Annotated in this window: 20 protein-coding genes, 2 rRNA genes and 1 pseudogene; 11 read left to right on the plus strand and 12 right to left on the minus strand. The window is 59.6% G+C overall.

What is annotated here, in order from left to right; translation table 11 throughout:
- A partial coding sequence (locus tag FE782_RS31250) for an MFS transporter (protein WP_138198264.1) occupies window positions 1-215 on the minus strand: 215 nt, incomplete at its 3' end.
- A gap of 264 nt (window positions 216-479) precedes the next feature.
- Between FE782_RS31250 and FE782_RS31255 the strand changes: the two genes are divergently transcribed.
- Both FE782_RS31255 and FE782_RS31260 read left to right on the plus strand, forming a co-directional pair.
- Window positions 480-1,607 (plus strand): glycosyltransferase family 4 protein, encoded by a 1,128-nt coding sequence (locus FE782_RS31255; protein WP_138198265.1) that lies wholly within the window; start codon window positions 480-482, stop codon window positions 1,605-1,607.
- Window positions 1,604-2,689: a glycosyltransferase gene (locus FE782_RS31260; RefSeq protein WP_138198266.1), complete on the plus strand. Its 1,086-nt coding sequence runs from the start codon at window positions 1,604-1,606 to the stop codon at window positions 2,687-2,689. Before FE782_RS31255 ends, FE782_RS31260 begins: the two co-directional genes overlap by 4 nt.
- A gap of 65 nt (window positions 2,690-2,754) precedes the next feature.
- Here FE782_RS31260 and FE782_RS31265 read toward each other — a convergent pair whose 3' ends face one another.
- A complete protein-coding gene (locus FE782_RS31265) occupies window positions 2,755-4,257 on the minus strand; it encodes an IMP dehydrogenase (protein ID WP_138198267.1) in 1,503 nt (500 codons plus the stop codon).
- A 237-nt stretch (window positions 4,258-4,494) separates the two neighbouring features.
- Here FE782_RS31265 and FE782_RS31270 point away from each other — a divergent pair, with 237 nt between their 5' ends.
- Entirely contained in the window at window positions 4,495-5,916 is a 1,422-nt protein-coding gene (locus FE782_RS31270; RefSeq protein WP_138198268.1) for a HEAT repeat domain-containing protein, read from the plus strand.
- 42 nt (window positions 5,917-5,958) lie between these two features.
- On the opposite strand, the gene FE782_RS31275 is transcribed toward FE782_RS31270, so the two are convergent.
- From FE782_RS31275 to FE782_RS31295, 5 genes and pseudogenes are all read right to left on the minus strand, one after another.
- Complete coding sequence (locus FE782_RS31275; RefSeq protein ID WP_138198269.1) at window positions 5,959-6,801, minus strand: helix-turn-helix domain-containing protein; 843 nt, start codon at window positions 6,799-6,801, stop codon at window positions 5,959-5,961.
- A gap of 275 nt (window positions 6,802-7,076) precedes the next feature.
- Window positions 7,077-7,196: pseudogene (gene sda, locus FE782_RS31280) on the minus strand (sporulation histidine kinase inhibitor Sda); the annotation flags it as partial.
- Window positions 7,197-7,296: 100 nt separating this feature from the next.
- Window positions 7,297-8,436: a Ger(x)C family spore germination protein gene (locus tag FE782_RS31285; RefSeq protein WP_138198270.1), complete on the minus strand. Its 1,140-nt coding sequence runs from the start codon at window positions 8,434-8,436 to the stop codon at window positions 7,297-7,299.
- The gene (locus FE782_RS31290) at window positions 8,433-9,590 is read right to left on the minus strand and encodes a GerAB/ArcD/ProY family transporter (RefSeq protein WP_138198271.1); all 1,158 of its coding nucleotides are present in this window, start codon (window positions 9,588-9,590) and stop codon (window positions 8,433-8,435) included. The genes FE782_RS31285 and FE782_RS31290 overlap by 4 nt, the downstream gene beginning before the upstream one ends.
- Complete coding sequence (locus tag FE782_RS31295) at window positions 9,587-11,167, minus strand: spore germination protein (protein ID WP_202914648.1); 1,581 nt, start codon at window positions 11,165-11,167, stop codon at window positions 9,587-9,589. Before FE782_RS31295 ends, FE782_RS31290 begins: the two co-directional genes overlap by 4 nt.
- A gap of 145 nt (window positions 11,168-11,312) precedes the next feature.
- On the opposite strand from FE782_RS31295, the gene FE782_RS31300 reads away from it, so the two are divergent.
- From FE782_RS31300 to FE782_RS31315, 4 genes are read left to right on the plus strand one after another with little or no spacing between them, the layout of a single operon-like run.
- Window positions 11,313-12,971: a spore germination protein gene (locus FE782_RS31300; protein WP_138198272.1), complete on the plus strand. Its 1,659-nt coding sequence runs from the start codon at window positions 11,313-11,315 to the stop codon at window positions 12,969-12,971.
- Complete coding sequence (locus tag FE782_RS31305) at window positions 12,919-14,013, plus strand: GerAB/ArcD/ProY family transporter (RefSeq protein ID WP_138198273.1); 1,095 nt, start codon at window positions 12,919-12,921, stop codon at window positions 14,011-14,013. The genes FE782_RS31300 and FE782_RS31305 overlap by 53 nt, the downstream gene beginning before the upstream one ends.
- On the plus strand, window positions 14,010-15,248 hold the full coding sequence (locus FE782_RS31310) for a Ger(x)C family spore germination protein (protein ID WP_138198274.1): 1,239 nt from the start codon (window positions 14,010-14,012) through the stop codon (window positions 15,246-15,248). Before FE782_RS31305 ends, FE782_RS31310 begins: the two co-directional genes overlap by 4 nt.
- Window positions 15,249-15,275: 27 nt before the next feature.
- Window positions 15,276-15,488, plus strand: coding sequence for a CLC_0170 family protein (locus FE782_RS31315; RefSeq protein WP_158299630.1), 213 nt, complete (start codon window positions 15,276-15,278; stop codon window positions 15,486-15,488).
- 75 nt (window positions 15,489-15,563) lie between these two features.
- Here the strand turns inward: FE782_RS31315 and FE782_RS31320 are convergent, their stop codons facing one another.
- Window positions 15,564-17,492, minus strand: coding sequence for an FAD-dependent oxidoreductase (locus FE782_RS31320; RefSeq protein WP_138198276.1), 1,929 nt, complete (start codon window positions 17,490-17,492; stop codon window positions 15,564-15,566).
- A gap of 128 nt (window positions 17,493-17,620) precedes the next feature.
- Between FE782_RS31320 and FE782_RS31325 the strand changes: the two genes are divergently transcribed.
- From FE782_RS31325 to FE782_RS31335, 3 genes are read left to right on the plus strand one after another with little or no spacing between them, the layout of a single operon-like run.
- Window positions 17,621-19,048 carry a spore germination protein gene (locus FE782_RS31325; RefSeq protein WP_238392730.1) on the plus strand — a complete coding sequence of 476 codons (1,428 nt, stop codon included), beginning with the start codon at window positions 17,621-17,623 and terminating at the stop codon, window positions 19,046-19,048.
- Between the two features lie 24 nt (window positions 19,049-19,072).
- On the plus strand, window positions 19,073-20,257 hold the full coding sequence (locus FE782_RS31330; protein ID WP_138198277.1) for a Ger(x)C family spore germination protein: 1,185 nt from the start codon (window positions 19,073-19,075) through the stop codon (window positions 20,255-20,257).
- A complete protein-coding gene (locus FE782_RS31335) occupies window positions 20,254-21,357 on the plus strand; it encodes a GerAB/ArcD/ProY family transporter (RefSeq protein ID WP_138198278.1) in 1,104 nt (367 codons plus the stop codon). The genes FE782_RS31330 and FE782_RS31335 overlap by 4 nt, the downstream gene beginning before the upstream one ends.
- Before the next feature lie 24 nt (window positions 21,358-21,381).
- On the opposite strand, the gene FE782_RS31340 is transcribed toward FE782_RS31335, so the two are convergent.
- Together FE782_RS31340 and gdhA are read right to left on the minus strand one after the other, a co-directional pair.
- The gene (locus FE782_RS31340) at window positions 21,382-22,332 is read right to left on the minus strand and encodes a sugar kinase (RefSeq protein ID WP_138198279.1); all 951 of its coding nucleotides are present in this window, start codon (window positions 22,330-22,332) and stop codon (window positions 21,382-21,384) included.
- Between the two features lie 91 nt (window positions 22,333-22,423).
- Complete coding sequence (gene gdhA / locus FE782_RS31345; protein WP_138198284.1) at window positions 22,424-23,779, minus strand: NADP-specific glutamate dehydrogenase; 1,356 nt, start codon at window positions 23,777-23,779, stop codon at window positions 22,424-22,426.
- Window positions 23,780-24,049: 270 nt separating this feature from the next.
- On the opposite strand from gdhA, the gene FE782_RS31350 reads away from it, so the two are divergent.
- On the plus strand, window positions 24,050-24,517 hold the full coding sequence (locus tag FE782_RS31350) for a GreA/GreB family elongation factor (RefSeq protein WP_138198280.1): 468 nt from the start codon (window positions 24,050-24,052) through the stop codon (window positions 24,515-24,517).
- A 139-nt stretch (window positions 24,518-24,656) separates the two neighbouring features.
- Here FE782_RS31350 and rrf read toward each other — a convergent pair.
- Window positions 24,657-24,773, minus strand: a 5S ribosomal RNA gene (rrf, locus tag FE782_RS31355).
- Window positions 24,774-24,837: 64 nt separating this feature from the next.
- A 23S ribosomal RNA gene (locus FE782_RS31360) occupies window positions 24,838-24,980 on the minus strand; the annotation flags it as partial.

The raw sequence follows: 24,980 nt of genomic DNA on the forward strand, positions 1-24,980 counted from the left end.
CCGTAGATGTCCGACAGCTTGCCGAAGATCGGCGTGGCGATGACGGTCGCGATCATGTAAGCGGAGAACACCCAGACGTAATACTCGTACCCGCCCAGCTCCGTCATGATCGTCGGCATCGCCGTGGAGACGATCGTCTGATCCAACGCGCCGACGAAGAGGCCGAGCAGCAGCCCCGCGACGACCCAATTGAGTTTCGTTTGTTTGCGGTCCATAACCCACCCCAAGAGAATAATTTTCCAAAAGCACTCTAATAATCTACCCTAATTTTTCTCATAATGCAAACATTTATTCGTATTTATGGGACGATATTGGAAATATTTTCAGGTTATGGAGCGGACTAGCACTTTAAGTTCCGTGTTAATACGGGTCAATCGTCTACTCGGATTCCGTTTCGCTTGAATAAGATTTATAGTACGGAATCCAACGAATGTCCATGTTCCATCTTCCTCAACTTTGGGAACAAGAAAGGAGAAATCATGAAAATCGCCATAGTCGCGCCGGAGACCCGTCCCGTGCCTCCGGTGCAAGGGGGAGCGGTACAAATTTATATCGATGAAATCGTCCGCCGTCTGGCTGGCCGGCATCGGATTACTCTTTTCAGTCCCAGAGCCGGATCCGGAGCCTCCTCCTACAGTCGGAAGATCCGCGTCGTTCGGGTAAAAAAGAAAAACTATATTAAACGAGTACGGAAGATCATTAAGAAGAGCTACTACCCGATCATCCATACGTTTAACCGCCCTCATTTCGTCAAGAAACTCCACAAGGTTTCTCCGAAATCGAAGTACGTATTAAATCTTCACAATGAGCTCGGCGAGAAAAAAGGACCGGGATGGCGCAAAGGAATTCGAAAAACCGATTTCTTCATCGCGAACAGCCATTACACCCGCAGGGACGCCATTCGTCGGTTTCGCCGCGTCAAACCGAGCAAAATCATTACCGTTCACCTTGGGATCGATCCCGGTAAATTCATTATGAAGTGGAATCATCCCGAGCGAGTCGCCAGGCTGAAGCGAAAATGGAATACGCAAGGGAAGAAGGTCGTGTTGTTCGTCGGGAAAATCGATAAGAAGAAAGGCATCGACACGTTGATCGAGGCTTGCCGCATCCTGAAGAAAAAGCACAAAAATCTGGCGGTCGTCGTCGTCGGCGGTTCGGATCACGGAAGGACAAGGAAAGACCCCTATTTCAAGCGTATCGAAAAAAGAGCGAAACGTACGTTGGGGAAACGCGGCGTCCGCTTTACGGGCTTCGTTCGACCGGGCAAGGTCGCGGAATTTTACGCGATCGCCGACGTGTTCGTCTGTCCCTCCCGATGGAAGGAACCGTTCGGCCGCGTCAATCTGGAAGCGATGGCTTCCGGCGTCCCGGTCGTCGCGACGAGACGCGGAGGCGTGCCCGAGGTCGTAAAACACAGGGTAACGGGCTATCTCGTGTCGCAACCCGGAAATGCGAAGCGAATGGCGAGGTATATCGACAAATTATTGAAGAATCGAAAGCTCGCGAGAAAGATGGGAACCGCGGGCTACAGACGGGCGGTCGCCGCCTTTTCGTGGCGCAGCGTCACGCGAAAAATCAACCGCGTATACCGGAAGGTGAGAACATGAGCCCTCGTAGAAGCGTCGTCGCCCACGTTAAGAACACCTACTTGAATCCGACGGAAACGTTCATCTACGAACGAATTAAGCATATCAAGCGATTCAAGGGTTATATTTTGGCGGATAAAGTGAAGTATCGGGCTCGGTTTCCTTTTCCCCGCATCTATAATTTAAGAAAGGTCGGGAACGTCCCCCGATTTCTGAAACGGAAAAAAACGGCCGTCATCCACGCTTATTTCGGCAGCACGGCGGTACGCATCCTTCCCTACAAATTAAAGACGAATATCCCCATGATCACCTCGTTTCACGGGAAAGACGTCTCTAAAAAATTAAGGGAGAAGAAATACAGACGAAAGCTGCGTTCCGTGTTTCGGCACAGCGCGCTGGTTCTGACCGTTTCGCATCATATGAAGAGGAAACTCGTTCGGCTTCATTGTCCTCCGGGCAAAATTCGGGTCGTCAAGACGGGGATCGACCTCGGGAAATTCCCCTTTCGCCGGCCTAAACCGCCGGGGAAGGGGGCCAAGGCAACGTTTCTCTCCATCGGCCGGTTGGTCCCCAAGAAGGGTATGGATATTTTGGTCAAAGCGTTCGCTCTCGTCCATCGGAAGTACCCGAACACCCGGTTGATCATCGTAGGCAAAGGCTCCGAAGCGTCCAGGCTGAAGAAGCTCGTCCGCCGCCGCGGTCTGAAATCGTCCGTCCGGTTCGAAGGCATGCTCTCGCATCGCGGCGTTCGAAGGATGCTGCGGAAGGCGCATATTTTCGTGCTGGCCAGCAGAACGGCGAAAGACGGCGACCAGGAAGGACTCCCCAATACTCTGGTGGAAGCGATGGCGTCGGGGCTCCCCGTCGTGACGACGAATCATTCCGCGATCCCGGAGCTGGTCCGGCATAACAAAACCGGATACGTCGCCAGACAAGGCGATACGAAAGACCTTGCCAGAAAGATGAAGAAGATGCTGAGGACGAAAAAGAAATGGAGAGCGATGGCGTCCAAAGCCCGCTCGGTCGTGGTCCGGGAGCATAACATCAGAGCGCAAGTTCGCAAGGTGGAGCGATTATACCGGCGAGTCGCCCGATCGGGTTGATTCGGCGTCGGACGCTTCCGGGGACCCTAGGTCCTCGGAAGCTTATCCGGCGCCCGCCGTTTCGGTTATTCCCCGGACAAGCCGCTGTTGTCTTTCAGAATGACGTCGTGCGCGCCGCCCTCGACGAGGCTCGTCGCCGATACGAGGGTGATGCGGGCGTTCTTCTGCAGCTCGGAAATGGTGAGCGACCCGCAGTTGCACATCGTCGACTTGATCTTGGCGGTCGTCTTGTCCATGTTTTCCTGCAGGGGACCCGCATAAGGCACGTAAGAGTCGACGCCCTCCTCGAACATGAGCCCGCTCTTGCCGCCCGTGTCGTACCGCTGCCAGTTGCGCGCGCGATTCGACCCTTCGCCCCAGAACTCCTTCACGAAGTTGTTGCCGATCTTCAGCTTGCGCGTCGGGCTCTCGTCGAATCGGGCGAAATACCGGCCCATCATGACGAAGTCCGCGCCCATCGCGAGCGCCAGCGTAATATGATAATCGTGCACGATGCCGCCGTCGGAGCAGATCGGCACGTACACGCCCGTCCGGCGGAAGTATTCGTCCCGCGCCTCCGCCACCTCGATGACGGCCGACGCTTGTCCGCGCCCGATCCCTTTCTGCTCGCGCGTGATGCAGATCGAGCCGCCGCCGATGCCGACCTTCACGAAGTCCGCGCCCGCTTCGACCAGGTACAGGAAGCCTTCCCGGTCGACGACGTTGCCCGCGCCGATCTTTACGTCGAAGTTCGCCTTCACGTATTCGATCGTCTCCCGCTGCCACTCGCTGTACCCGTCCGACGAATCGATGACGAGCACGTCCGCGCCCGCTTCGACGAGCGCCGGCACGCGGTCCATGTAATCCTTGCTGTTGATGCCCGCGCCGACGACGTAGCTCTTGTTCGCGTCGAGCAATTCGTACGGGTGCTCCTTGTGCGCGTCGTAATCCTTCCGGAAGACAAGCGTGTCGAGGTGCTGACGCTCGTCCACGATCGGGAGCACGTTCAGCTTATGATCCCAAATCAGGTCGTTGGCCTCGGAGAGCGTGATGCCGGAGCGGCCGACGATCAACGATTCGAAAGGGGTCATGAACGAGCGGATCGGCTTGTCCGTCGCGTCCCGGCTGATGCGGTAGTCCCGGCTCGTCACGAGACCGAGCAGCTTGCCGTTCGGGGTGCCGTCGTGGGTGATGGCGAAGTGCGAGTGCCCGTTGCGCGCTTTCAGATCGAGCACGTCCTGCAGCGTGTCGTCGGGGGTCAGGTTCGAGCGGCTGACGACGAAGCCGGCTTTGTGGTTTTTCACCTTGCGGACCATCCCCGCCTGCTCTTCGATCGGCTGCGAGCCGAAGATGAACGAGATGCCGCCGGCGCGCGCGAGCGCGACGCCCATCCGGTCGTCGGAGACCGACTGCATGACCGCGGAGGCGAACGGAATGTTAAGCGAGTATGCCGGCTGCTCGCCCTTCGCGAACTTGACGAGCGGCGTCTTCAAGCTGACGTTCGCGGGCGTGCACGCCTTCGTGGTTAAGTTCGGAATCAGTAAAAACTCGCTGAACGTGCGCGACGGTTCGGTGTAATACGTAGCCATTCTGAGTTCATCCCTGCTTTCTTTGATTTTCACGTAAATTTTTCTGATTCTATCACTCGCCGGAGCGCGGGTCAATGCTTTTTTCCTTGTTGATTTTTCCGATTTTTTGATGTTTTTTACGAAAACGGTTTCCTTCTGCTTAACTTTGTGCAAATCCACCTTAGTTTCATGCATGCCGGCGGTTCCGGTCTGTCTTTATAATGAAGCTGAATTCGAAACGCGGGAGGCGGAACGCGCATGACGATCAACCCACCGGTCTTGTTGACCGACGAACAGATGAGAAGGTTTGTGACGGACGGATATTTGTTGTTGAAGACGGATTTCCCGAAGTCGTTCCACGACGCCCTGACGGCGCAGCTCGACAAAGTGTACGAGGAAGAGGGCAACCCGGGGAACAACCTGCTGCCTCGCATCCGCGAGCTGCGGAAGGTGTTCGACCATCCGGCCGTCACCGGGGCGCTGACGAGCGTGCTCGGCCCGAATTATATGCTGCACGCTCATCGCCACGGCCACTTCAACGCGACCCCGAAGCCGGGCGGCTGGCACAAGGACAGCTACTGGGGATACAAGAAGCAGCGTAACCACCATCCGTGGTGGGCGATGATCATGTACTTCCCGCAGGATACGCCCGTCGAGCTCGGACCGACCGGCCTCCTGCCGGGCACCCAAAATTACGAAACGCGCGTCTTCGAGACGGAGGATCCGGCGGGCGAGGCGCTGGCGGCCGGCGAAGCGGGCACGTTCCTGCTCATTCACTACGACATCTGGCATCGCTCCACGGCGAACGTGCTCGGGAAGCCGCGCTACATGCTGAAGTTCGAGTTCATGCGCACGAGCGCGCCGACGGCGCCGTCGTGGGACAATCGCGACGCCGCGTGGTCGGCGCCCGCGACCGTCGACGCCCTGCCGGCCAGGCACGATCTCCTCTGGGAGGAGACGTGGCGCTGGCTGCGCGGCGAGGTCGGCGCGATCGCCGGATCGCTGCCGGCGGACGACGCGGCGGTCGCCGACGCGGCCGCGCGCCTCGCGGGCGACGACGAGCCGGACGCGCTGAACGCCGCGTACGAGCTCGCCGCCCGCGGCGACCGCGGCATCGCGGCGCTCGCCGGCGCGCTGCTCGCCGGCGGCGCGGCCGGCCGGGCCGCGTCGTACGGCCTCGCCGTCGCGGGGGCGGCGGCGGTGCCGGCGCTTCGCGAGGCGCTCGCGAGCGCCGACGAGAAGGCCGCCGCCCGCGGCGCCTTCGCGCTCGGCGAGCTTCGCGGCCTCGCCGCCGGCGCCGTGCCCGCGCTCGTCGACGCGCTCGGGCGCGCCGAGCCGCGCGTTAGGCGCGCGGCCGTCGAGGCGCTCGGCCTGATCGGCCCGGCCGCCGGCGCGCACGTCGGCGACGCCGTCGCGGCGCTCGCCCGCGCCCTCGCCGACGACGACGCGCAGACGCGCTTCACGGCCGGCCTCTCGCTCGCGCGCCTCGGCTCCGCCGCGGCCGCGGCCGTGCCGGCGCTCGTCCTCGCGCTCGACGACGAGAACCGCTACGTCCGCGCCCACGCCGCCGAAGCGCTGCGCTACATCGGCACGCCCGAAGCGAACGAAGCGCTGCTGCACGAGCTGACGTACGCGCGGTGGTGCTCCACCACGACGAAGGAGAGCACGTTCTACCCGTAAGCGATACAAGAAGAGGCTGCCCGCGCGCGGGCAGCCTCTTGCTTATGTCATCCACTCTCGATATTGCGATGGCGTAAATCCCGTCGTCTCCTTGAACAGACGGGAGAAATACGAGATTTCCATCCCGAACCGGTCCGCCACCTCCGACACGTTCAGCTCCGTCGTCGCGAACAGCCGCTTCGCCCGCTCGACGCGCTGGCGGTTGATGTACTGGATCGGCGAAAACCCCGTCGTCCGCTTGAACGACCGAATGAAATAATTCGGATGGTAATGCGCCAGCGCGGCCAGCTCCTCCACCGACAACGGCTCGGTCAGATGCTCGTCGATGAAGCGCAGCACGAGGTCCATCTTCGCCATCGCGCCGGACCTCGCCGTCCGCACCTTCGTCCCGCCGCCGAGCTCCAGATATGCCGCCAGAATGGAGAGCAGCTCCGAACGGACCCGCATCGCGGCGGACAGCTCGGTTCGCCCGCGCCAATACGCCAGCCGCTCGAACGACGCCGCGAGCCGCGGGCGCTCCGCCTCGGGCACGTCGACGAAGTCGGGAACGTCCAGCACGCGGGGAAGCGGCTCGTCCCCGACGTATGCCGTGAAGTGGCACCAATGCTTGCCGAACGGCTCGCCCTCCGCGGCTCCGTACGATTGCCGCACCCCCTGCGGCATCCAGAACAGCTGCCCCGGCGCCGGCTCGTATTCCGCGTCCCCGATCTTTAAGTACCCCGTCCCTTCGAGAATGAAATACAGCTTATTGAAGTCGGGCGTATAATCGGTATCGCGCCAGGACGGCGACACCTTCGTGTAAGCGGCTACGGACACGTCCACGCGCATATTGGCGATCGCTTCGTGCCAGAACGCCGGCCTCGCGGCGTTTACTCCTCGTCCCACTTTTTCGAATACCCCTTATTCGTGGCCCATATGGTCATCCATGTGATCGCCGCCAGAATCACGAAGCCGGCGAACCATACGCCGCCGGGCACCTCGCTGAACATGCCGAACCGCCTCCTCCGTCTCTTCTCAGACCTGCCTCCTCCCATTATACCACCGTCGCGCGAACCGAGAATAAAAAAAGACCGGTGTCGAAAGCTCGACGCCGGCACGGTGTATCTCACATATTCTGTAGGCGGTTTAACGAAAAACGCCGGTACGAGTATTGAAAGCTTTCATTCCAGTTCCGTCGGTTCGATCCCTCTGCGCTTCAACTCGTCGATGATCATTCGCAGAAACGCTTCCTCAAGCTCCAGCTTCTTCGCCATCAGATACAAGTCTATCAGATGTTCGTCGCTTAGCTGTCTCGTAAGGCATAACTCCTCGGCAGCGTACGGCGTTCCCCTCGCCTGTCCCCATTATAAAACGTCCCCCTGGCGAAGGGAATGGGAAATCTTACTCCATCTCCATCCCGGTCCGGCGCAGCTTGACCCGGTAATTCACCTTGATGTCCGCCTCCGCGAAATAATCGGCGTCGCGAACCTCCCTCCAGATGCGAGGGTGGTACGCTCTTAATTTGCTTCCGACGCCGAGAATGTCCGCGTCGTACTCGTTCTGAAGCGTATCCATCAGTTTCCGGGCTTCTTCTTCCAAGTATCGTTCGGCTCCTCGCTCCAGCTCCGCGATCTGGGACGGACCCGAGAAGTCGGTATCGAACGACTTCGCGATCAGATCGCCCTCGACGTACACCGTGAACTTCGCCTGCACGCGCCCGTTCTCGAGGCGGTACGTTTCGTCCACCCTCGTCGTGTCCGTCGTGAACGACAGCAGTTCGTCCTCGTTCCCCTTGTGCGGGAACACGATCGGTCCGCCGTTCTGACGCTCGGCGATGCGCATGAAGCTCCACGTCTGTTGGTCGTCCAACGTCCCGAGCATCTTGTCCTCTTTAAACACCGCGATACCCGCCCATCGCACCCCGGTCGGTCCGACTTCCATATAGTTCAGGAAAGGATGTTCGGAGTTCGACGATAAATTGATGTAGAACTTCCCTAGATTGACGTCGGGGATTCGTCCGGTTTCCGCGCCGTTCTCGATCAGCGACATCAGGAACACCGTAGGGATTTGCTCCAGCTCCGGCTTCGTCTGCAGCAGCTCCACCGCCTTCCCCTTCACGACGATCGGCCAGAGCAGCCGCCGGATTTGGGGATCGCGTCGGAACGCGTCCATCACTTCGTCCAGCCCGTTCTTCGCCATCTCCTCCCCGATCGCGATGACGCGGGTATGTCCGTAGAACAGCTGCTGGTTCACTCGGCGCTGGAGGTTGTTGAACGCTTCGATCATCGTTCGGCCGGAGGCGCGCATCACCCGGACCGGGTCGCCGGAGCCGCCCCCGCCGCCGGACGATCCGGCGATCTTGATCGGAATCGGAATTTGCACGGAGATGGAGAGCAGCTTCGGATCCGTCTCGTCCCGGTCGACTCCGATCGCGACGACGGACGTCCGCTCTTCGATCTCCCGCTGGTCCCAGCATCCCGCGAGCGCGAGCGCGAAGGAGATCAGCAACAGAAGGCGCAGCCATCGCGCCGCCCCGCTCATGGTCCTCCCCCTCCCTTGATCCCCTTGCCGCGAACGATCGCGACCGCGAGGAGCAGCAGCGGGATGAGCAGCGCGGCGACGCCGCCGAGCATGCCCGAGTAATGCTGATATTGGAATAGCGCATGAATGTTTTGCGGCAGCAGCGACAGCCAATAGAACACGGGCAGCAAGATCGTCGCGATGATGCGATACGGCTTCTTCCCTTTAAGCCCCAACATCTTATGAATCAATAGCGTCGTGGCGCAATACATCGTTGCCGTCGTCGTGAATACGGCCGCGACCCACACGCCGAGGAACGCCGATTCCATCCGCTCCAAGATCAACCCGGGCACCTCCGTCACCTTCACCAGCTCGAGCGTCGGCCAGGCGAGCAGCTGCAGTTCGTCCACCCCGAAGACGGCGATGCCGGAGAAGACGATCAGCGCGTAAATCCCTCCGGGGATCGCGATGCCCGCCAGGTTGGCGCGGAGCAGCTTATCGCTCTGCTGCACGTACTCCGAAAACACCGTCATCACCTCGAACCCCAAGAAGGCGAACGACGAGACGATGATGCCCCTGAGGAACGCCGTCAGATCCACCCCTTCGTGCAACGGAAACAAGTGATACAGTTGCGCACTCTGGAACGAGGAGATGGCGATCAGCAGCACAGGGACGACGATGATCGGAAGCAGCATCTCGTTGACGCGTGCCAAGACTTCGATGCCGTAAAGCGTGAGGATATACGCCGTCAGCAGCATCGTGGAAATGACGACCTCGAGCGGCGTCTGGGTCAGCACGGTTGTAATGACCACTTCTCCGAACATGCGCGCGACGATAAGCGTGCTGAATCCCCATGACACGACATACAGCAGGAGAAGGGGGACGCTAACGAGCCTTCCGAACGTCTTCCCCTTCCCAAGCCCCAAGATTTCCGCGCCGTAGGCGACGATGCCGCGATACGGAAACCGTCTGGAGAGAATCGTGATGACCGCGACCGCGATCATTGCGACCAGCGCGCCAAGGATGACCGAAAACCATCCCGATTGCTTCGCGTATTCGGCCGCGCCGCGCGGGAGCGTCAGCACGCCGACGCCGATAATGGTGCTGGCGACGATGGAGGCCGATTGCCTGGCGCTAATGACGGCTTCGGGCCGGTCCGCAGGCTTCCGGTTCATGAGTCGTCCCCCTTCGAATGCTCTCCCATGCGCGTGGCGTCGCCCGGAACGAAAAAGGTCGGCCGCTCCTTCATGCGGTACAGCGGCGCCCGATAGAAGGAATCCTTGACGTCCTTCCTCCGGAAAGGAGTCAAGGTCGCCATGTACGGAACGCCGAACGACTTGAGCGAACACAGATGAATGACGATCAGGATGAGGAACAGCATGATGCCGTACAACCCGAACATCGCGGCCGCGGCCATCATCGGAAATCGAAGCATCCGCAGCGCGATCGCGGCGCTATAGCTCGGCGACGCGAACGAACCGATCGTCGTGAGCGCTACGACGATGACCATGATCGGACTGACGATGCCGGCTTCGACGGCCGCTTGCCCGACGACGAGCGCGCCGACGATGCCGATCGTTGGACCGATCGGCCCCGGCAGTCGCACGCTCGCCTCCCGCAAAATTTCCATCGTGATTTCCATGAGGAACGCCTCGACGATCGACGGGAACGGCACCGTGGATCGTCCCGCCGCCATCGCGATGACGAGCCGGGACGGGATCATCTCCGGATGGAACGAGCTGAACGCGATGTACAGGGACGGAAGCAGCACCGCCATCCCCATGGAAATGATGCGGATGAGTCGAATGAGCGTCGCGATCAGGTACCGCTCGTAATAATCCTCCGGACTGTGGTAGAACTGGTTGAACACCGCAGGCGCGATCAGCACGAAGGGCGACCCGTCGCACAGAATGGCGACCTTCCCTTCCAACAGATTCGATACGACCTTATCGGGACGCTCCGTATTTTGGATGAGCGGGAACGGCGTCCAATGCGTATCCTCGATGAATTGTTCGATGTACCCGCTGTCGAGGACCGCGTCGATGTCGATTTTTTCGATCCGGCGGACGATTTCGTCCACGATATGAGGATCCGCCACGCCCTCGATATACGTAACGGCGACGCTCGTATTCCCGCGCTGGCCGACTTTAAGGCCCTTGATCCGCAAGTTCGGGTCCTTCAACTTTAAGCGGATCTGCGCCGTATTCATCCGGATCGTCTCCGCGAAGCCGTTCCGAGGTCCTCGAACGACCGCCTCCGACCGCGGCTCCTCGATGCCCCGCTTCTCGAATCCTTTCGTATTCAGCAGCAATGCCGACGCGACGCCTTCCACGAACAAGGCGGCGTCTCCCGACAATATTGCGTGCAGCGTTTTGCCGAGCCGTTCGACGACGGCGACTTCGTTGACCGGAAGCCCTGCGGCCTGCAGCCAAGCGACGGGATCGCCCGCCTCGGTCGATTCCGCTCGCATCACCGGTTCTAAGACATATCGGTCGATCGTCGTGGCGTCGGCCATGCCGTCGACGAATACGAGCGCCGCCGTTCGCGACAGCGCGCCGATGCGGAACCGCCGCACCATGACGTCGGCGCTGTCTCCGAGCGTCTCCTTGATGAGGTTCAGGTTCGCGTCCAGCTCGGCCGACAACGCCACTTCGGCCATCGCTTGCAGCGACTCGGAGCTGCGACGGTCGATCTCCCGCAGCATCTTCTCGTTTTTCGAGGCGGCGTTTTTTCTTCCCGGCTTTCGAAACATAGGGCTCCCACCTTCTCTTCGATACCATAAAAATCCCCTCGGGTTCGAAAAACTATGCACGTCCTGCATGAAATGGCATTTTCGAGAAAATAGTAAGACAAGCCGTATTTCCGACTCGCTAACGTTGAGAAAGGATTCGATCCCTATGTCCCGTCGGAACTCTCCGTCTCCGAACCGCACGCTGGAAGATTATGCGAGCGAGAAGCTGCCAACGACCTTGGACGAGACGATCCGAATCGTGCAGAACCTGCTTAACGAAACGGACGACTTTATCGTTCGTCGGTTTCAAGTGTTCGGGCGGACGCCCGCCGCTTTGTTTTACTTTTCGGATTTGTCCAATCAAGAGAACATCAACCAAGACATCTTGAAGCCGCTCATGCAGGGACCTCTGCATCTGGTTGACGCCGATATCGATTCGAAGCGGCTGAAGGCGGTCATCGCCGAAGAAGCGCTGATTCACGGCGAGTGCGTGCTGTCCGCGGACGTGTATTTCGTCTTGGACGCCGTCCTTCAAGGACGGGCAGTCGTCGCCGTGGACGGGGTGGACGAAGCGTTCGTCATCGGCTCGCCGAACGTCCCGAAGCGCTCGATCGTCCAACCGCCTACGGAGCAGACGATCCAAGGTCCGAGAGAGGGGTTCATCGAGCCGCTTATTTTCAATCTCGGCCTGCTCCGCTACCGGCTGCCGACGCCGGACTTGCGTATCAAGATCATTCGCGTCGGCCGCATTACCAAGTCGAAGGTCGCGGTCTGCTATCTGGAAGGCATCGTCAACCCCGATCTCGTGAAAGAGGTGACGAGGCGGCTGCAAAACATCGATATCGACGGCATTCTCGACTCCGGCTTCTTGGAGCAGCTGATCGAGGACAACCATTGGTCGCCGTTCCCGCAAATCCAAAACACCGAGAAGCCCGACCGCGCCGTCGGACAGATGATCGAAGGCCGCGTCGTCGTCCTTGTGGACGGATCTCCGTTCGCCTTGATCTGCCCGACCGTGTTCGTGCAGTTTTACCAATCGTCGGAGGACTACTCCTCCCGCTTCCTGCAAGGCTCGTTCTCCCGTTTGGCGCGCGTCATCGCGCTGTTGTTCTCGCTGATTACGCCGTCGCTGTATGTCGCGATCATCTCGTTCAACCCCGAGCTCATCCCGACGGAGTTCGCGATCGCGGTCGCCGGCGGGCGAGCCGGCGTGCCGTTCCCGTCCGTCGTCGAGGTGCTGATCATGGAAATCTCGATGGAGGTGCTCCGGGAAGCGACGATTCGGCTGCCGCAGCAGGTCGGCGGCGCGCTCTCGATCGTCGGCGTCCTTGTCATCGGCCAAGCGGCCGTGTCCGCGGGCTTCGCAAGCCCGATCACGGTCGTCGTCATCGCGCTAACGACGATCGGCTCGTTCGCGACGCCGGCGTACAACGCCGCGTTCGCGCTGCGGATGCTGCGCTTCCCGTTGATTTTCTTATCCGGTATGTTCGGCCTGTACGGCATCGTCGTCGGCCTCATCCTGATCGGCAACCACGCGCTGTCCTTGAAGTCGTTCGGCGTTCCGTATTTAACGCCCGCCGTGCCCGGCAATATGAGCGGCCTGAAGGACTTGCTCATCCGCGGTCCGTTGTGGTGGATGAAGAAGCGTCCTTCCTTGCTTCAGACGAAGGACGATAGCCGCGTAGGTCAACGGACCGTCGACAACCAAGGGGCGGCGACCCGTAACGTAATGGACCCGAAAGCTATCGATGAACAGAAGGAGGCGAAGAGCGATGAAACCGGAGAAAGTGATCACGGTCGTTCAAGCGACCTCGATTCTCGTTAGCACGATCGTCGGCGTCGGGGTGCTGCCCTTGCCGTTGTTCGCCGTCACGGCGGCGGAATCGGGCGCCCCCTTCGCGACGGTGGTCGCCATGAGCATCGCGAGCGTCGGTCTCGTCATCGTTACCATGCTCGGCATGCGATTCCCGAAGCTCACGTTTCCCGAGCTGAGCGAACGCATTATCGGCAAGTGGCTGGCCGCTCCCATGACGCTGCTGATTATCGCGTTCTTCGCCGTGCTGACCGCTCTCGCCGCCCGCGAGTTCGGCACCGTCGTCGTCACGTCGGTCTTGAAGAACACCCCGATCGAGGTGACCGTATTCGTTATGCTGCTGCTCGCCGCATTGTCCGCGCGGGCCGATGTTCGCTCCTTTTCCTATATGCACATGTTCTATCTGCCCGTCGTCTTGGTCCCGGCCCTCATCATCGCCGGCTTGTCGCTGAAGAACTCCAACCTGCTGTACCTGATGCCGATCTTCGGCAATCGCAGACCGGATTTCTTCGGAGGCGTATTCACGATCGCCGCGCTGTTCCAAGGCTACTTCATCATGACGACCGTGATCCCGTTCATGCGCCGGCCGAAGAAAGCGATGATCGCCAGCGTCTTCGGCATGGGCATCGCAGGCGGATTGTACTTGCTCTTGGTCGTGGCCGTCGTCGCCGTCTTCGGACCGATGGAAACGAAGAACCTGCTGTGGCCGACGCTGGAGCTCGCCAAGACGACGGCGCTGCCGGCCAACGTGCTCGAGCGGCTCGACGCCGCGTTCTTGTCGGTATGGGTCACGGCGGTATTTACGACGCTGCTGTCGAGTTACTTCTTGACGGTTCGGAACATGAACGAGCTGTTGCGGTTGAAAGACCATAAGCCATTCACGTTCTTTATGCTCCCGTTCGTGTTTCTGATCGCCATGCTTCCGGAAAACGTGCTGAACCTGTACCAGGTGATCGAGATCGTCGGCCGCATCGGTCTTATCCTTACGCTGCTGTACCCCGGCGCGCTGTTGCTGATCGCGGCGCTGCGGGGGCTTCGGGGGGAAGCCGCATGAGAACTCTCGTTACCGCGATTCTCTCCGTCTCCGCGCTGCTGCTCCTTACCGGTTGTTGGGATCGACTCGAGATCGAGGAACGCGCCGTCGTGCTCTCGATCGCCATCGATGCCGCCGATCCCGAAGTGGTGGAGAAGGAATCGATGGTCAATAGTAAAAATAGGAAATCCGAGCACAGCATTCCCGTGCCGGAAGGGAAGACGGTGCGGGTCACGGCCCAAATCGCCGTCCCCGGCCGCATCCCCCTCGGCCCCGGCGGCAGCAGCGGCAGCGGCGGCTCCTCGGGCGGAGGCAATCCCGTCTGGGTGTTGGAATCGTACGGCTACACGATCGACGAGGCGTTGCAGTCGATGCAGCAAGAGGTGGCGGACCGGATGTTCTTCGGCCATCTGCGAGTCATCGTCATGTCCGAAGAGTACGCTCGCCGCGGAACCGGAAATTTAAGCGATTACTTGCGACGGAACCCGGAAGTGCGCCGATTGGCCTGGCTCGTCGTCTCGAAAGAAGAGGCGGCCCAATATATGCGGACCGCCCCGCAGCTGGAGCGGGTGCCCGCTTTATATTTGCTATCGACGATGGATCACGCGGTGCAAATGGGCAAATACCCGATGGAGCCGATCGGGAGCTTCTGGATCAAGATGTCCAGCCTCGGCCAGGAGGCGAACCTGCCCTATTTGGAACTACAGGAGAAAAACAACGTCAGGCTGTCCGGTCTCGCTTACTTCAAGGGCGAGAAGCTCGTCGGCGTGACGCAGCCCCTCGAAGTCGGCTTATTCATGGGTCTCAGCGGAAGCGAGCAAGGCGGGTATTCCTCTTATGTGCGGATCCCGGATTCCGAGGAGACCGCGATGTTTCGCGTCTCGAATCGGCGGTCGAAGACGCGCGCCTACATCAAGAACGGCCGTCCGGCGGTGGAAGTGACCGTATTTCTGGAGGGCAATCTGACGGAGGCTTCGGACCAAGGCAAAGGCAATCTAAACACGCAGGAGGATTTGCAGAAAATCGGGAAGGATCTATCCGACCGCTTCAGCGATCGGTACGTAACATTCATTCGGTACATGCAGAAGAAAGAATCGGATATATTCGGGTACGGCGAATATATAAGGGCGCATGAGCCGGCCTATTGGAATCGGCATATTCGCACGAAGGCTCGTTGGCAGAGCGCGTTCAAGGACATGGACGTGAAAGTGAACGTCACGTTCGACATTCGACGCGTCGGCCAGAAGGCGCAGTAAGCCGCAGCTTCGCGGAGGAGGAGACTAATGATGTATCAATCCGAGAGCGGATATTTCCAGTACGTCGTATTCTTGTTTCTCGCGACGGGCGCGTTGATATTGACCATCGACGCCAAGCGGTTAAAGGCGTCAAACATGCCCAGGGAAGGGAAATACGCCTTCTTATTGGGATGGCTTAATATTCTAGCCGGAATAGCCGTCTGGGGCGGTAACTGGGTCTACTCGGCGTTCTTCGCCTAATGGAACAAGGGCCGTTCGCAACGTTCTTCCCGAACGCTGCGGACGGCCCTTCCCTTGTTCCCGCTTGTTTTCGAATTATCGAACGAGCTGAAGCTCTTCCTTCCGCGCTTCCGCGATCAGCTGCTTCGCCGCGGCGCGGGCGCTCGAGAACGCGCGCTCCGCCAGTTCGCCCTTCCCTTCGCAGCCGTCGCCGCAGAAGTAGAACGGCACATGCTCCATCCGTACCGGGAGCAGACGGTTCGAGACGACGTTCTTGACGCTCGATACCATCGCCTTCTTCGATACTCGCTTCACCGCAACCTTCTCGCGCCAGCCCGGGTAATGCATATCGAACATATCTTCCATCTGCGTCGTCTTCTCGTCGAGGTACTTCTTGCGGTGCTCCTCGCTTTCGAATTGATCGCTGAGGTACGCGATGCCTTGCAGCAGCTGGCCGCCCTCCGGCACGACCGTATGGTCGGTCGCCGATACGTCGCTGATGAACAGCTTGCGGTTCATATCGCTGATGTACGAGAACGGACGCGCTACCACTTCGCTTAAGCCGATATCGTACACCATGACCTCCGTCGGCGTCGCACCTTCGTAGTCGGCGAGGAACGGCTCCCACGGCGTGCCGCGAAGCAGCTTGACGACCTGCTGCACGGGCATCGCGAAGACGATGCGATCGAATTCGTCTTCGCCGTTCTTGGAGCGAAGCTTATATTTCCGATTTTCATACCGGATTTCCTCGACCGCTTCCTGCAGCTTGATGCCCCACCGGCCGGAAGACTCGATCTTCCCTTTCAGTTGGTTCGTAATGACCGCCCAGCTGCCCAGCACGTAGTTGACGGGACGGCTCGAGAGGAACAGGTTATGGTAATATTCCCCGATCACGGGTCCGGGCACGTTGCGCGCGTCCGACGGCGCGATGAAGAAGTTGGAGCAGACCAGGTGCTCCCACAGCTCTTTCAAGTCTTCGCCGCTGTCCGACTCCGCCAAGTAATCGCCCAGCGTTCGGTAATTTTTCATATTGTGGATGTTCGCGATAATGGCGGCGATCTCCGCGACGAACCGCACCTTCTGCGACGACGGAAGCAGGTCCGTCTTCATCAAGTTCATGGCGTCGAGCGGCGCCGGGGTCAGCTTTTCGTTCTTCGCGTAGACGACCTTCCGCTTGTCGACCTGCTTGCTGCCGAAGGAGAGGCCGAGTTCGCTCTCGAGATTCGACAGCTCGTGCCGATCGATCCCGTATACCGCATGCGCCCCGTAATTCAGCGTAAATCCGGCCTTCTCGTAGGTGAACGCCCGGCCGCCCAGCTGCGGGCTCCGTTCGTACAGCACGCCTTCGACGGAAGGCTGCTCCGACAAGTACGCCGCTGCGGTCAACCCCGCCAATCCTCCGCCGATTATCGCTACTTTCATTCGATATCCCTCTTTCTCGTTCGTCGTAATGTCGAGCGGCTCCGGCAGCTCGGCTGCGCGAAGCCCCGCCCACGCCGCGGACAAATTCGATTGCAGCATGGCGATCAAGCTCGCGTCTTCCTGGTAAGCCCATACGTTCAGCGTGCCGAAATACGTCGTCACGATCAGCTCCGACTTCCGGCGATCCGGCAGCCACTTCATGACGGCCGCCTCCAATGCGCCGAGCTGTTCCGCATGCTTGCGCCGGACGTTGTCGTTGCTCATGGCGACCGCCGTCAAGCTGCGAATGACCTTCGGCATGTCCGTATAATTAGACGCTAAGTCTAGAAACAATCGATTGATATGACCTTCCAGCGAGACGACATGCGCGGGGGACGTCTGCACCCACCGCTCGACGATGTCCATCTGCGCCGTCGTCAGCTCGGCCAACAGCTCTTCTTTGCTTTCGAAATAATGGTAGAAGGTGCCTTTGGATATGTTCGCCGTCTGAATAATCTCGTCGACGGACACCTGTTCGTACCCTCGTTCCACGAACAAGCGGACCGCCGTATCGATGACGCGCCTCCGCTTCTTCTGCGTGGCCGCTCTCATGAACGTCGCCATGCCGGACACCGCCTTTCCTCGTTTCTATATTATATGCTTAATTAGACCGTTAGTCTAATAATTTTCGGCGTGACTTTTCAGGATGAAATGCCTTCCTGCATGGGAAAATATGCGAAGGAGGGATTCTGTTGACGCATAAGACGCTGTCGCAGCCGCTGAACGGTATCGAGCAAGCGCTCAAATCCGAGATGTACCCAGCGGTCGACGTCTCGTTCCGGAACGTCGCGGACGCGGACGGCGCCGACGGCCTGCTCGTTTATCTTCAGGGCGCCGCGGACGAAAACCGCTTGGAGGAGCAGTTGATCGAAGCGCTTCGCGCGGCCGCCTTCGAAGACGTCGCGCTTCGCGCGCTGTCCGGCAAGAAGGTCGATTCGTTCGAAAATGCGTTGAACGAGGCGTACCTCGGCAAGGTCGTCCTCTTCGTCGCGGGTCGGCCGATCGCCTACGCGTTCGGACTCCCGAGCCGGCTCGCCCGCGGCATCAAAGAACCCGCCACCGAGGCCGTTATCCGCGGACCGCGGGAAGGCTTCATCGAACGCATCGATGCGAATCTCGCGCTGCTGCGGAATAAAATACGGACGCCGAAGCTCAAATTCGAACAATTCCTTATCGGATCGGAATCGCAGACGCGAGTCGTTCTCGGGTATCATGCCGAGCTCGCTCGGAAGACGGTTCTCCGCGAGGCGCGCAAGCGGCTCGAGGCGATCGACCTCGACGTCGTCTTGGAAAGCGGTTATATCGGGGAGATGATCACCGATCGGCCGCGTTCCTTGTTCCCGCAGCTCATGTATACCGAGCGTCCCGACATCGTCGCCGCACAGTTGATGGAGGGCCGCTTCGCGATTCTGATCGACGGCACCCCCTTCGTGCTGACGGCGCCCGTCACCTTTTGGCAGATGCTACATTCGGCGGAGGATTATTACGAGAAGTTCACCTTCGCCAGCTTCGTCATGCATTTACGATATTGGCTGCTGTTTCTGGCGCTGTTTCTTCCCGGCATCTACGTCGCTACGATCACGTTTCATCACGACCTGCTGCCGACCAGTCTGCTGCTCAGCATCGCCGCCGCGCGGGAGTCGATCCCGTTCCCCGCTCTCATCGAAGCGCTGATCATGGAGCTCAGTTTCGAAGCGCTGCGAGAAGCCGGCGTACGGCTGCCGAAGACGATCGGCCAAGCCGTCAGCATCCTCGGCGCCTTGGTCATCGGGCAAGCGGCGGTGCAGGCGGGGATCGTGTCCGCTCCGATGGTCATCGTCGTGTCCATGACGGGAATCGCCTCCTTCACGATTCCGCGGTACAACTTCGGGATCGCCATCCGGCTGCTCCGATTTCCGCTCATGATTCTCGCCGGCATGTTCGGACTGTACGGCATGGTCGTGGGAACGATTCTCATAGCCGTTCACTTATGCAACCTTACGTCCTTCGGCGTGCCGTACATGACCGGCGTCGCGCCCCTTAGGCGCAGCGAGCTGAAGGATATCGTCGTGCGCGTCCCTTGGTATCTCATGAAGCGAAGGCCTTCGGTGGCCGCGAAGGAGAAGCGGCGGAGGAGTTGAAATTTCCGTGAAGGAGGTGGGCGGATGCGGCGCATTCCGATATGCGTTGCTTTCGCGTTATCGTTCGCGATGCTGACCGGCTGCTGGGACCGAAGAGAAATCAACGATATCGCGTTCGTCTCGGCATCGGCCGTCGATCTGGAGGAAGACGGCAACATCCGGGTGACGGTGCAGTTTCCGTTGCCGGGACAGATGGGCGGCGCCGGCTCCTCCGGGGGAGGAGGCGGTACGGCGGGCACGAAGCCTTGGCATACCGAATCGGCCGTCGGCCGAACCGGGCGCGAAGTCACGGCGCTGCAGCAGCAGTCGTTGTCTCGAACCTTGAATTACTCCCATCGCAGGGTGCTTATCTTCGGGCAAGATTTAGCTAAGAACGGCATCGCCGAAGTGTTGGACGTTATGGGGCGCATTCCGCAAAACCGAATGTCGGCGTTCTTGTTCGTGACGAAGGGGCGGGGCGAGGCGCTGCTTGAGGTACCGCCTACCATGGAGAAGATACCCGCCGAGTTGTTTCGGGAGATCGTCACGCTGTCGTACAAGCGGCCGGTCAGCGTGGAGACGACGGTCAACGCCCTTCTCCAAGAAGGGATCGATCCCTACTTGCCGTTCATGATGACGAAGAGCAAGGGCGAAGGGAAATTAAAAAATAAAGAGGCGAGCCTGTCCGGCGTCGCCCTGTTCAAGGACGATAAAGCGGCTGCCTTCCTTACGGGCGATACGGCCAGAGGCATGCTGTATGCATTGAACCAAGCCAAGCAGCCGGTCGTTACGATCCCGGCGCCCGAGGGAAGCGGATATCTCTCCTTGCGAATCACGTCGTACGACGTCTCGGTCGAATTGCTTCGAAGCGGCGCGACGCCGACCTTTCGGATCGCGCTCGACGGCGAGATGATTGCGTCCGAGAACGGGTCCGATTACCGCTTCTCGGAGAACGCCTCGTCCATCGCTACGCTGGAGCGTGCCGTCGACGAGAGTATGGAACGAATCATGCGCAAGGCGATGGCCGTCGCGCAGGAAGCCGGCTCCGACCCGATCGGGCTCGGCATGCACTTGTACCGGCATAGACCCGCCGATTGGCGCCGCCTGAAGAGCGATTGGCGCAGCATCTACGGCAGGGCTGAAATTGAGGTCGTCGTTCGACTTCGCTTCCAGCACCCCGGAACCATTACGTATCCTATCGGAATTCCGGAGAAGGAGTTGGAACCATGAACAACAACTTGTCTCGATCCCAAGTCCTCATGATCGGATGCGCCTTCGTTCTGGACAGCACGTTGATCAGCAAGCCGAGCCTCGTCATTCGCGACTTGGAGAGCGACTTTTGGGCAGGTTTCCTGCCGGCGTTCGGCTACGGCCTGGCCGCCGTCGCGTTATTCGCGATGCTCGCGTCCCGGTTCCCTCGGAAGGATCTCTTCGACGGCCTTATCGCCGCCTCCCCGTTCTGGGGGCGGCTCGTCGTCGCGATCTGCGTCCTCTTCTTCTTCGGCGTGCTCGTCCGCGATACGCGCGCGACGACCGACTTCGTGAAAGTATCGCTGCTGACGGTCACGCCGATTACGGTCATCGCCGTTTGCCTGGCGTTTTGCCTTGTCGCCGCCGCCCGGCACGGGAAGCTCTCCGTCGCGCGCATGAGTCAGCTGTGGCAACCGATGCTAATCCTGCTCGTCTTGCTGCTTCCGGTCTTCCTGAGCTCCACTCTCGCGCTCGGCAACCTGCTCCCCGTCTTCCAGCATACGCCGCTGCAGGTATTCGAAGGGGGCTCCCATCTATATTCCTATATGGGAGAAGCCGTCGGGACCTTCATGATCGCGAAGTATCGCACGTGGACGACCAAGTTCAGCTTGTTCTCCCTGGCGCTCGGGTGGTTCTTGCTCCTCGTCCTTACGTTTTCGGTCGTCATGACGCTGGGGGTGGAAATCCCCATGCGGACGTTCTACCCGAATTACGAGATGATCCGAAAGGTGCGCTTGACCGACTTCTTGGACCGGCTCGATTTGCCGATGATCGGCATCTGGCTCCCCGCGATGGTCGTGAAGGCCAGCTTCGGACTATACATCGTCGCGAACGGCATCGCTCGCATCGTCCCGAAGTGGAAGCTCGGGCTCGTCGCGACGGCGGCCATGGCGGCCGCGCTCGCGATCGCGTTATACGGCTTCCGCAACGCGCTGCAGATCTTCGATTTCGATCGCTACTGGACGCCCGTCTCCGCCTCTTTTCACCTTGGCTTGCCGGCGCTCCTGCTGATGTTGTTCCGTAAACGCAAGAAGCCGCCGACGAAGTCGGCGGCGGAGGCGGAACAAGAAGCGATGTAGTCGCGCGCGGCGCGGATGAAATGTTTATCTTTCGACGTGCTTGCGGCTTCCGAGCTCCGCTTCGACCAAGGCGAGCGGAGGGATGCTCTCCCAATCGCCGGCGCCTTGGACGACCATCGCGCCGATCAAGCTTCCGAGGCGCACGGCCTCGATTGGACTCTGCTCGCGAACGATGCCCGACAGAAAGCCGGCGCAGAAGCCGTCTCCGGCCCCGACCGTGTCGACGACCTGCTTCACCGGGAAGAACGGAACGCGATCGATTCGATCCTTCTCGACGATCAGCGTCTCGTTGCCGGCGCCCTTCACGATCGATATCGCCTTCAGCTTGCGCAGCTCCCCCATGATCGCGTCGAAATCGTCGGTGCCGTAGAGCAGCTGCAGCTCGTCGTACCCCGGCAAGTAATAATCTGCCGACTCGGCCAGCCGCTGCAGCACCGGGCGGGCTTCCTCCATCGACCACAGCTTCAGCCGAAGATTCGGATCGAAGCTTACCTTCACGCCGTGTTTGCGGGCGATGTCGACCGCCGCGAACGTCGTCTCCCGGCACGATTCGCTCAGCGCCGGCGTAATGCCGGTCACGTGGAGCAGCTTCGCCTGCCGAATGTAATCCTCGTCGAGATGCGCCGGCGTCATCTTGCTTGCGGCCGACAGCTTGCGGTAGTAGTACACCGACGAGCGGCCCCATGTCACGTCCCGCAGCATTAACCCCGTAGGCTCGCCTTCGACGAGCGCGGCGCGCGACACGTCGACGCCCTCGCCCCGAATTCCCTTCAGGATCATGCGGCCGAGCGGATCGTCGCCGAGCCGCCCGAACCACCCGGCCTTCGCGCCGAGGCGCGCCAGGCCGATCGCGAGATTGCTCTCCGCTCCCCCGAAGGAGCTGTCGAACGTCTTCGCGTGTTCGATTCCTTTGCCTTGCCCCGGCATCATCAGCGCCATCGTCTCGCCGAACGTTACAATATCCGCGAATGTCATCTAAATCGAATCCCCCTTCTGCCCTGTACCCGTTCCTCTTACCATATCACAGTCGAAGGCCCGTTGGACAGGCAAGGGGCGATCCGACGCCTTAGATCACGCCGTGGGCGATCATCGCGTCCGCGACTTTGCGGAAGCCGGCGATGTTGGCGCCCGCGACGTAATTGCCCGGCACGCCGAACTCTTCGGCCGCGCTCACGGATTCGCGATAGATGTTCTTCATGATCTCGTGCAGCTTGCCGTCGACTTCGTGGAATCTCCACGAAAATCTCATGCTGTTCTGCGACATCTCGAGCGCCGACACGGCCACGCCGCCCGCGTTCGCGGCCTTCGCCGGACCGAACAGAACGCCCGCCTCGAGGAACGCGTCGATCGCTTCCAGCGTCGAAGGCATATTCGCGCCTTCGCCGACCGCCTTCACGCCGTTCACGATGAGCAGCTTCGCGGACGATTCGTCGATCTCGTTCTGCGTCGCGCAAGGGAGCGCGATATCGCAAGGGATCGCCCAGATCTTCTCGCAGCCTTCCGTGTACACCGCATGCGGGTGCTCCTTCACGTATTCGCTGATCCGCTTGTACTCGACTTCCTTGAGTCTGCGTACCGTATCCAGATTAATGCCGTTCTTATCGAAGATGAAACCGCCGGAGTCGCTGCAAGCGACGACCTTCGCGCCGAGCTGATGCGCCTTCTCGATCGCGTAGATGGCCACGTTGCCCGAACCGGACACGACGACCGTCTGGCCTTCGAAATCCATGCCTTTCGCCTTCAGCATCTCGTCGACGAAGTATACCGTGCCGTAGCCCGTCGCTTCCTTACGTCCCAAGCTGCCGCCGTAGCCGATGCCCTTGCCCGTGAGAACGCCGGCTTCGTTCCCGTTGCGAAGTCGCTTATATTGACCGAACATATAACCGATTTCGCGCGCGCCGACGCCGATGTCGCCGGCCGGTACGTCGATGTCCGGACCGATGTGTCTGTAGAGCTCAGTCATGAAGCTTTGCGCGAAGCGCATGATCTCCATGTCGGATTTGCCTTTGGGGTCGAAGTCGGAGCCGCCCTTGCCGCCGCCGATCGGCTGGCCTGTGAGAGCGTTCTTGAAGATTTGCTCGAAGCCGAGGAATTTGATGATGCTGGCGTTAACCGTAGGATGGAATCGCAAACCGCCCTTGTATGGACCGAGCGTGCTGCTGAATTGTACGCGGAAGCCTCTGTTCACCTTGACGACGCCTTGATCGTCCACCCAAGGCACTCGGAACGTAATCAGACGCTCAGGCTCGGAGATGCGCTCAAGGATGTTCAGTTCCTTATAGATCGGAAACTTCTCGAAAACCGGAATCAAAGATGTGAAGATTTCTTTCGCCGCTTGATGAAACTCGGTTTCGCCCGGGTTTCTCTTTAACACCGTCTCGTAAACGTTCTGCACATACTGCTTGCCGTTCAGGTTTTCCATTGCTTGTCCATTCGTCACGTCGTAATCCACCTTATCCGAAGAGAGTAGAAACAAGAATACTTAACACCATATGTTACATAAAAATGCCCCTATACGCAACAACAATCCTGTGAAAATTACCGGTTTCGGATGACCAACATCTGGAACCGTGATACAATGGATGAAAGCCCTTTAACCGGGGCTTTATTTTCTTTAAGGAGGAGATTTCGATGCCAAGCATTGACGCGATCAAGCGAGGTTGGGAAAAACAAGTGGGGGGTGACACGTACTATGAGCCCTAGTTTAAGCGCCGTCACCGCCACTCGGGAGCATTTCATCCATCAACTCGTTTATTTCGACGAGCAGTATCCTGCATTCTTCGATAATTATCTATCCGGTCTGCAAGACGCGGAACGCGCCCTCATCGAAAAGTCGATCCGGCGGTACACCGACACCTTGGTGGAATTGCTGGAGAAGGAGGACGACGCGCTGTTCGAACGGCTGAAGTCCATCGTGCTCATCGGCAGCCGCGCGAACGTCTATTACGAAGAGGACGGCTTCGAAGAGTCGTTCACCGTCGTGTATCCCAGCGAGAGCGACCCCGATATGAATCGCATCTCATTCCTCTCTCCGATTGGCAGACAACTGCTCTTCGCGACCCCGGACCGTCCGCTCACCTTTGACGTTCCGAGCGGGAAGCTCCAAGTCGTCGTTCGCGAAATCCGGTACGCCTATATCGGCGGATTCTCCACCGGGTAAGAAGGAACCCAATCGATCCGATCTTGAAAACAACACCCTTCGCCGCTGGGCGAAGGGTTTCTTATCGTTATCCATTAGCATACGCAAAAAAAACGCCCCCGGATCGATGGCTCGATCTAGAGGCGTTCTTTGCTTCTCGGCTTGGCGACGTCCTACTCTCCCGGGACCCTGCGGTCCAAGTACCATCGGCGCTGGAAGGCTTAACGTTCGTGTTCGGGATGGGTACGCGTGGTTCCCTTCCGCCATTATCACCAAACCTATATAGTTCAGGGGTTGCTCCCTGAAAACTGGATGCGAAACAATTGTACACTCCGAATATGTTGGATAAGTCCTCGACCGATTAGTATTCGTCAGCTCCACGCGTTGCCGCGCTTCCACCCCGAACCTATCAACCACGTCGTCTACATGGGGTCTTCAAGCAGGGAAATCTCATCTTGAGGGGGGCTTCACGCTTAGATGCTTT

It is taken from the genome of Paenibacillus antri (assembly GCF_005765165.1).
Taxonomy (GTDB): domain Bacteria; phylum Bacillota; class Bacilli; order Paenibacillales; family YIM-B00363; genus Paenibacillus_AE; species Paenibacillus_AE antri.